1 protein-coding gene, 2 pseudogenes and 1 riboswitch are annotated in these 1,135 nt (G+C 54.5%); of the genes and pseudogenes, 2 read left to right on the forward strand and 1 reads right to left on the reverse strand.

Going from position 1 to position 1,135, the window contains the following annotated elements; all coding sequences use genetic code 11:
* Nucleotides 1-303: pseudogene (gene pgi, locus ERD80_RS21165) on the reverse strand (glucose-6-phosphate isomerase); the annotation flags it as partial.
* A gap of 99 nt (nucleotides 304-402) precedes the next feature.
* Between pgi and ERD80_RS21170 the strand changes: the two are divergent.
* Both ERD80_RS21170 and ERD80_RS21175 read left to right on the forward strand, forming a co-directional pair.
* Nucleotides 403-648 (forward strand): hypothetical protein, encoded by a 246-nt coding sequence (locus tag ERD80_RS21170; protein ID WP_125309290.1) that lies wholly within the window; start codon nucleotides 403-405, stop codon nucleotides 646-648.
* 36 nt (nucleotides 649-684) lie between these two features.
* A riboswitch (Lysine riboswitch) is annotated at nucleotides 685-879 on the forward strand.
* A gap of 110 nt (nucleotides 880-989) precedes the next feature.
* Nucleotides 990-1,135: pseudogene (locus ERD80_RS21175) on the forward strand (lysine-sensitive aspartokinase 3); the annotation flags it as partial.

Raw genomic sequence — 1,135 nt, forward strand, 5'->3', positions numbered from 1 at the left:
CAGGGCCACGTGCAGCACGGCGCGATCTTCGGTGCGGTTAATCTTCTCACCGGAGAACATGGATTTGATGGCGCCCGCCAGATCGGTCTCTTTCGCCAGCGCCTGGAGTTTGTCGAGGGTTTCCTGGGTGATGCGGTTTTTTGAGAAATCCACCAGCATCTGATCATCAAAGGTGGCAGAGAATTTCGCAAAACGATCGGCATCCTGCGCAAACAGGTCGGCAATCTCTACCGATTTCATCTGATCAAAATGCTGCTGCAGCGCTTTCCAGGCTGCGGTTTGTGTCGGATTGATATTTTTCATGGCAACACTCTTGTTGATATAAGAACCGTCATTCCATCCGGGCGCATCCTGTCTGGCCCGGCATGCTGAGCATTTGTTACGGCTTGCACGCGTTTCAGTATGACCACAGTTGCAACTGAAAGGAAAAAATTTGTGACGCCAGCCGCAGCGTTTCAGGTAAATCCGGCGGCGATTGTCGGCCGGTTCGCCGCGCATTACTCTGCGCGGCATCAGCAAAACACCGGTTTTTTCGCACCGCTGACTACTTTAGGCGGCTGGCGGCTTCCGGGTTTGTTTAGCAATGCGCTGCATAAGTGTAAAAATGAATTTTCCCGGCGCCGCAAGGCTGGACAGCGGAACAATTAATCAGTATTTTGTGCGCGCGACTTGTACCTCCGGGTGCAAGCCAGAAGAGGCGCGTCGCCCAGGCAGTGTGTTTGAGGATCCGTATCCAGCGAGAACACATCAGGGGGTGCGACGCCGAGGTGGTGCAACACGCGGAGTGTTGTGCTGTCGGCTGCAGGGGCTGAATCCTCTGGGTTGTCACCAGAAGCGTCCGCAGTCGGACGTTTCGCAAGGTGAAGTGCTTTTGGTGACTCATCTCCTGATCTTGTCTGTCCAATTCTGCTCTTCTCTTGTGCCAAGGCTGTTACCCGATCTTCTCTTCCGCGAATGGGAGGAGATAACCTGACACGAGGTTTTGTTACATGTCTCAATCGTTGATCGTGGCAAAATTTGGCGGCACCAGCGTTGCCGATTTCGATGCCATGAACCGCAGCGCGGACGTCGTGCTGTCTGATGCCAATACCCGTCTGGTGGTGCTCTCTGCCTCGGCGGGCGTGACTAACCTGCT

The organism is Pantoea sp. R102 (assembly GCF_004916815.1).
GTDB lineage: Bacteria > Pseudomonadota > Gammaproteobacteria > Enterobacterales > Enterobacteriaceae > Pantoea > Pantoea dispersa.